The 6,548-nt window shown below is 42.4% G+C and carries 5 protein-coding genes and 2 pseudogenes; 4 read left to right on the plus strand and 3 right to left on the minus strand.

Annotated features, from left to right (window positions below; translation table 11 throughout):
- Positions 1 to 459: inositol monophosphatase family protein (locus tag IQ229_RS08050; RefSeq protein ID WP_322743956.1), on the minus strand; the 459-nt coding region annotated here is incomplete at its 3' end.
- A gap of 76 nt (positions 460 to 535) precedes the next feature.
- Positions 536 to 1,969 (minus strand): BCD family MFS transporter, encoded by a 1,434-nt coding sequence (locus tag IQ229_RS08055; RefSeq protein ID WP_194042758.1) that lies wholly within the window; start codon positions 1,967 to 1,969, stop codon positions 536 to 538.
- A 222-nt stretch (positions 1,970 to 2,191) separates the two neighbouring features.
- Between IQ229_RS08055 and rpoD the strand changes: the two are divergent.
- From rpoD to IQ229_RS08070, 4 genes and pseudogenes are all read left to right on the plus strand, one after another.
- Positions 2,192 to 3,271, plus strand: a pseudogene (gene rpoD / locus IQ229_RS23805) (RNA polymerase sigma factor RpoD); the annotation flags it as partial.
- Positions 3,272 to 3,289: 18 nt separating this feature from the next.
- A complete protein-coding gene (locus IQ229_RS23810; RefSeq protein ID WP_228013293.1) occupies positions 3,290 to 4,273 on the plus strand; it encodes a tetratricopeptide repeat protein in 984 nt (327 codons plus the stop codon).
- A 165-nt stretch (positions 4,274 to 4,438) separates the two neighbouring features.
- The gene (locus IQ229_RS08065; protein ID WP_194042762.1) at positions 4,439 to 4,663 is read left to right on the plus strand and encodes a hypothetical protein; all 225 of its coding nucleotides are present in this window, start codon (positions 4,439 to 4,441) and stop codon (positions 4,661 to 4,663) included.
- 267 nt (positions 4,664 to 4,930) lie between these two features.
- The gene (locus IQ229_RS08070; RefSeq protein WP_194042764.1) at positions 4,931 to 5,884 is read left to right on the plus strand and encodes an aldo/keto reductase; all 954 of its coding nucleotides are present in this window, start codon (positions 4,931 to 4,933) and stop codon (positions 5,882 to 5,884) included.
- Between the two features lie 200 nt (positions 5,885 to 6,084).
- Here the strand turns inward: IQ229_RS08070 and IQ229_RS08075 are convergent.
- Positions 6,085 to 6,548, minus strand: a pseudogene (locus IQ229_RS08075) (DEAD/DEAH box helicase); the annotation flags it as partial.

Consider the following 6,548-nt stretch of genomic DNA (forward strand, 5'->3'; position numbering starts at 1 on the left):
ATCTATACTAGTGTGGATGGGGTGGTGGTTGAGAAATGCTCCTGTTGGTGTTGCTAAACCAGATGAACCTGCCCAGAAACCATGAAAAGCTTGATTCAATGTTGGTGCGTAAATATAACCAAAGATGGGTGTACCTCGATACAGTAAACCCAGAGATATTGTCCAGATGGGAATGCCGCGTGTGAAGTTGGTTGTACCGTCCAGAGGGTCAATTACCCAGCACCACTCCGTACCGGGAAATGACTGATCGCTCTCTTCGCTCAAAATGCCATAGCCAAGGAAACTAGAAGCGATCGCATCCCGAATTTCCTGATCTGCCCATTTATCTGCTTGCGTCACCAAACTACCATCAGCTTTTTGGGAAGCCTGTACTTGCCCAAAATCTTGCATTAGCTGCTTGCCCACTCTGACAGTGGTAGTTTGGGCAAAATCAAGAATTGTTGTCCAAAAATCATTCATGGTTATTAGTCATTTGTCATTTGTCATTTGTCCCATGCCCCATGCCCAATGCTCAATGCCCAATGCCCTATACAGTTTAGTCTAAATCGCTTTCTAAAACTGAAGCGATCGCTTGCTTGGTACTTGTTTGAAATTCTGTGATGTTCACCCGATTCAGAAACCAAATCGACAGCACCATTCCTACAGCTTCTAGAACGAATACCAGTCCATAAGCTAACTCTAGGCTAGGTAGTAGGTTGCGTCCAATATCCAAAACTGTACCTCCGATTACCACCGCAATTCCTCTAGAGAGGGACTGCGCTAATCCCCATGCCCCAATAAATGTACCTGCGGCTTCTGCTGCGGTAAGATCCAACATTAAGCTAATTGCTGCCGTTGTTAAGAAACCTGTGGCTAAACCGAACAAGACCAAACCTAATTTGAGAACTGCTGCATTAGCTGTGAATCCTGAGATACCTAGCAATATTGCACAGAATGCTACCAACATACAGCCAAAACGTGCGGTTCTGCGCTTACCCAAACGCGGCACTATGAAAAAGCCCGTAACGCCGTAGGCAATCAGTAGACCAGTTCCATAAAAAATATTTAATTTGGTACTTTCCGCTAGGGGCATTTTAAACACTTGACCCGCATAAGGTTCCAAAATTGGGTCTTGCATAAACAAACTGATGGTCATCACCAATAAAAAGGTGAAAAATATACCTGTTTGTGGGCTAGCTGTCAAGATTTTCCAAGCATTGCCTAAAGTAATGCTGTCTTCCCGGTTCGCCAGTGTGGAACGGGTTGAGTATTGGGAGTACTTTTTTTCTACGCCGAATGTTGCTGCGATCGCTAAACCAAATACAATTGCTGGGACGATAGTAAACAATCGGTTGATGGCTGGCTGCAAGGTTTCTACAGTTGCTTCTGGAGTTAACTGTTTCAGCAAGCTGGCACTGATAATCGCGCCAACAATAATCCCCACCATTAGCATCGACCAAACCACACCGACTACTTTAGAACGGTTATCTTCTTCAGATATATCCACCAACAAAGCAGCAAAGGCAGTACCACTAGCACAAATTCCTAGACCGTATACAGCGAAAACTAAAGCCAAAAGTGCTGTCCAACCGATTGTTTGGGTTGTCCATACCCAAGTACCTGTACTATTTCCAGCAAGATTCATCTGCCACATTACTTGTACCGCTAAAAATGCTGCGATCGCAAATATTGCCGCGCCCACCCAAACATAAGCTGTGCGGTGGTATCCCAATAAAGGCTTGGCATCGGAAATCTGGCCGAACCAGATACGGGAGGGAGCAACAAATAAAGGCAGTGCTAGAACGACTGATACTAGCGTCGCCGGAATTGCTATTTCTTGAATCATGACTCTGTTGAGTACCCCCAGAGTCAGAATAGACATCATACTCAACCCCATCTGAAATAAACCCAGCCGGAACATGGTCAGCAGATTTACCCTTGGCACAGATAAGGATTTAGTTTTAGTATCAAATACTTCACCGCTTGCCATAGCTACTTTTTCGTATAGTTTATAGGATTTAATCTCTCTCTTTAAATAAAGATAAACCCTACCCGTTCCAAATCAGCGAACGAAAAATGGAAGTTGCGATCGCAGTCTACTTAGGGATTGCCTCTTTATGGTTTCCAAAGCGATCGCTTCAAAATGTGACAGATTAAGATGCTCAGGACTTCATCGTAGTTGAGACTTAGTAGGAAGTGACCTTAAAAACAACTAATAGACGATGAAGAGGACTTGCTGATCATCAATGAAGGCGAAGATGAATTTTTAGAAATTCCGCTAGATGAAGAAGACGGTTACTCTGCTAGGAGTACGAACTTCCATCATTGGAAGCAAACTCAGAAAAAGCATTATACCGAAGATTCAATTCGCCTTTACTTGCAAAAAATTGGTAGAATTCGGCTGTTGCGGGCAGATGAAGAAATTGAATTGGCGCGGAAAATCGCCGATTTGTTGGAATTAGAATGGGTACGGGAAAAGCTTTCAGAACAGTTGGAGCGTAGCCCTAATTATAGTGAATGGGCAAAAGCTGTACAACTGCCATTACCAGGCTTTCTTTATCGGCTGCATGTTGGTCGCAGAGCAAAAAATAAGATGGTGCAATCTAACCTGCGCCTTGTGGTTTCAATTTCCAAGAAATACATGAATCGTGGTTTGTCTTTTCAAGACTTAGTTCAGGAAGGTAGTCTTGGTTTAATTCGCGCCGCAGAAAAGTTTGACTACGAAAAAGGTTACAAGTTTTCTACTTATGCTACATGGTGGATTCGTCAGGCAATTACCAGGGCGATCGCAGATCAATCCCGCACAATTCGGCTTCCAGTTCACCTTTACGAAACCATCTCTCGGATTAAAAAAACTACCAAGTTACTGTCTCAAGAAATGGGTCGCAAACCCACTGAAGAAGAAATCGCTACTCGGATGGAAATGACCATTGAGAAGTTGCGGTTTATTGCTAAATCTGCCCAGCTACCCATTTCACTAGAAACGCCCATTGGGAAAGAAGAAGATTCTCGATTTGGCGATTTTATTGAATCCGATGAGGAAACCCCAGAAGAACAACTTTATAAAAATACGTTGCGGGAAGATTTAGAAAAAGTTCTCGACAGTCTTAGTCCTCGTGAAAGTGATGTTATAAAACTGCGTTACGGCTTGGATGATGGACGCATGAAAACCCTTGAGGAAATTGGTCAGATTTTTAACGCCACCCGCGAACGGATTCGTCAAATTGAGGCGAAAGCACTCCGCAAATTACGCCACCCTAACCGTAATAGCATTCTCAAAGAATATATTCGTGGCTGTCAACCAGATGACTTGCAACAGAAAAAATATGAGCAGCAATTTAAAGGGAACCGGAATTATATACGAAAGACAAATAATGCTACTAATTACGTTCAAAAAGGGCTGATATGTCATCGAAATCAGGATTTTTTGGGAGCAATTGAGAACTTTACCCAAGCACTAAAGCTTAACCCCAATAATGCCCAGTTACACTACCAAAGAGGGCTAGCCAAGACTGAGGGAGAATTTCAGAAAGGGGCGATTGAAGATTTTACTCAAGCTATTAACCTAAACCCTCAATATATAGATGCTTACTACCAGAGGGGTCATGTTCACTACAGTTTGGGAGATAATCTAAAAGCAATTGAGGATTACAGCGAAATACTATTCCTTAATCCCAATGAAGCCTTAGCTTACTTCTACCGTGGTTTTGTCCGTAGCAATCTGGGAGAGATGCAGGAAGCCATTGGTAATTATAGCCAAGCACTGAAAATTAAGCCTGACCTTGCTGAAGCATATTTTTACCGAGGAGTTGCCTTTTATCGCTTAAAAGACTTACATAGAGCAATTGAGGATTACAATTACACTTTACGGATCTATCCCGACTTTGCTGAAGCTTACAGTCGGCGGGGGCTTGCACATTATTACCTGGGGAATTACCAAGAAGCGCTTGAAGATTATTCCCAAGCCGTGCAAATTAATTGTGAAGATACTCTAACATACTACTACCGTGGACTTGTGCATGAGAACTTAAGTGACTATATGAAAGCACTTAACGACTATAACCAAGTTTTGGAAATCAATCCTGCATTTACCGAAGCTTACTATAACCGGGGTAGTGTTCATTACAATCTGGGAAACTATCAACAAGCACTTGAAGATTTAAATCAATTACTGCGTATTAATCCTAACAATTCTCAAGCTTATAACAAACGAAGTAGCATTCGTGCTGCCCTAAAAGATTACCAAGGTGCAATGGAGGACTTAAAAAACGCTTCAGAATTCCACTATATGTAATAGCAAACCCAAAATAACTTTATCGGACGCAAACAAACCACATAAAAATATCAATGTGAAATTGTGGTTTTAACTACGTTATTTCATTGAATTAGTAAGATAAACTTGCCGTATGTATGTCATCAAACTACTTACCTTTATTTAGTAACCAAAAAGGCATAGGCAATGAGTAAAGAACCAGCCAAAGTAATATTATGGGAAGAAAATCAAAAAGATTTTCTAAAAAAATTCTACGATCTCCAATTTACTCCCAGAGTAGGAGAGGAAGTTTATCTAAAAAAGGAGAAATGGAAAGTAACCAGAGTTGAGCATGATGTAGAAATTAGTGAGATTAATGTCTACATGGAATTGATCAAAAAACCCAAGCAGGATAAATCATCTAATTCTTAAATACAAGTAAATATACTCAACCATAGCAATCCTATTTGATTTGTGAGAATTGCGACCCGCAGATCCCCGACTTCTTCGAGAAGTCGGGGATCTTGTTTATGTGCGTTTGATTCAGTTTTTAAATCTTTATGCAAGGCGCGATGTCTATGACGGGCGTAGCTGCGACACAACAAGATTTGCAGCTAAGTGGTGACGATCGCACCCAATCTTGTCTGTAACGATACACTATAAAAGTAAAGAAATGTAAATAAACTAAATTTTGCAACCGTGGAAAACATCACATTGGGGCAAAATGGCCCATCTGTTACACCTTTGTGCATAGGCACTTGGGCTTGGGGTGATAAACTATTTTGGAATTATGGCGATCGCTACGGCCCAGAACAGTTACAAGAAGCCTTTACAGCAGCCTTAGAAGCTGGTATTACTTTCTTTGATACTGCCGAAGTCTACGGAATGGGACTATCAGAGAAATTTTTGGGGCAATTTCTGCAACAGACACAACAACCTGTACAAATAGCCACCAAATTTGGCCCCCTACCGTGGCGATTTACAGCCCAATCTGTCTCGGATGCTTTAACAGCTAGCCTCAAACGGCTACAACTTGAGCGAATCGCCTTGTATCAAGTGCATTGGCCTTTTGCCTTCTTTTTAAGTCAAGAAACTTTGATGAATGCCCTAGCGGATGAAGTGAAGCGGGGCAGAATTGCCGCAGTCGGCGTGAGTAATTACTCAGCAGAACAAATGCGAGACGCGCATCAAATATTGGCGACCCGTGGAGTGCCTTTGGCTGTGAACCAAGTACGCTATTCTTTACTCAGTCGCCAAGTTGAAAGCAAGGGGATTCTGGCAACTGCCCGTGAGTTGGGTGTGACTATCTTGGCTTATAGTCCTTTGGCTCAGGGATTACTCACTGGGAAGTACAGTATTAGTATTGATAGTGCCGAAACCCCCACTGGTGCAAGGAAAATAGACCCACGATTTAAGAAAGAAGGTCTGCAAAAAATTGCCCCAGTTATATCTTTGCTACGCAACTTCGGGGAAAAATACGATCGCACTCCTGCCCAAGTTGCTCTCAACTGGTTAATTGCTCAGGGGAACGTTATTCCCATTGCTGGGGTGAAGACAGCCGAACAGGTACGGCAGAATGCTGGTGCTTTGGGCTGGAGATTGAGCAACGATGAAATTGGAGAATTAGAACAAGTTAGTCGTCCTTGGCTGTAGTATTTTTGATTTGTCTAAAAAAGCCAAAAAGTCAAGAGTATCAAAAAGTCAAGAGTATAAAGTCAAAATCTTAACTCTTGACTCTTAACTCTCAACTCTCAACTTTGCTAATTTTTAGATTTGGATTTTGGATTAAAGGGAAAAGCGTTCGACTGAGCGCTCACGCCGAAGTCTAAAATCCAAAATTAATTAACCTTAGACTAAGAAGCTGATTCCCTAGCTGTAGGTGAACCTATCTTTTTGCTAGGAGATGCAGAAGAATCCTGTCCACTTGTCCGTAGTTTCGGCTTGGGAGAAGAATGTCTTTCTTCACCATTGCTGCTATCTGATTTCCAGGCAGAACGGGGGCGATCGCTGGAAGATTCACGACGTTTGCCGAGTCTTGGTTTGGGAGCAGAAGATTCTTCTTGGGGAATTTCTACATCTGAACTCAACCAAGCGGGGCGAGTTTGATCGTAAGCGATTTGTAATGCAGCGGCGGCGATCGCTTGAGCATCGTATTCTTCAATTAGTTCGCTAACAATCGGCAAGAATGAAGCCAAACGCTCACCTGTCAAAGCTTCTCGCACCAGTTCTTGCAATTTCAGGATGTGCCGTGCTTCAATTTGTGCGCGTGTAGGAATTGACAGCAATTGCCAACTTTGGCGATTATGACGTTCAAATG

The organism is Nostoc cf. edaphicum LEGE 07299, from assembly GCF_015207245.1.
Lineage (GTDB): Bacteria > Cyanobacteriota > Cyanobacteriia > Cyanobacteriales > Nostocaceae > Nostoc > Nostoc edaphicum_B.

Coding starts and splice junctions, on each gene's coding strand:
- IQ229_RS08055 (WP_194042758.1), bottom strand. CDS start 1,969: ATGGCAAGCGGTGAAGTATTTGATACTAAAACTAAATCCTTATCTGTG.
- IQ229_RS08065 (WP_194042762.1), top strand. CDS start 4,439: ATGAGTAAAGAACCAGCCAAAGTAATATTATGGGAAGAAAATCAAAAA.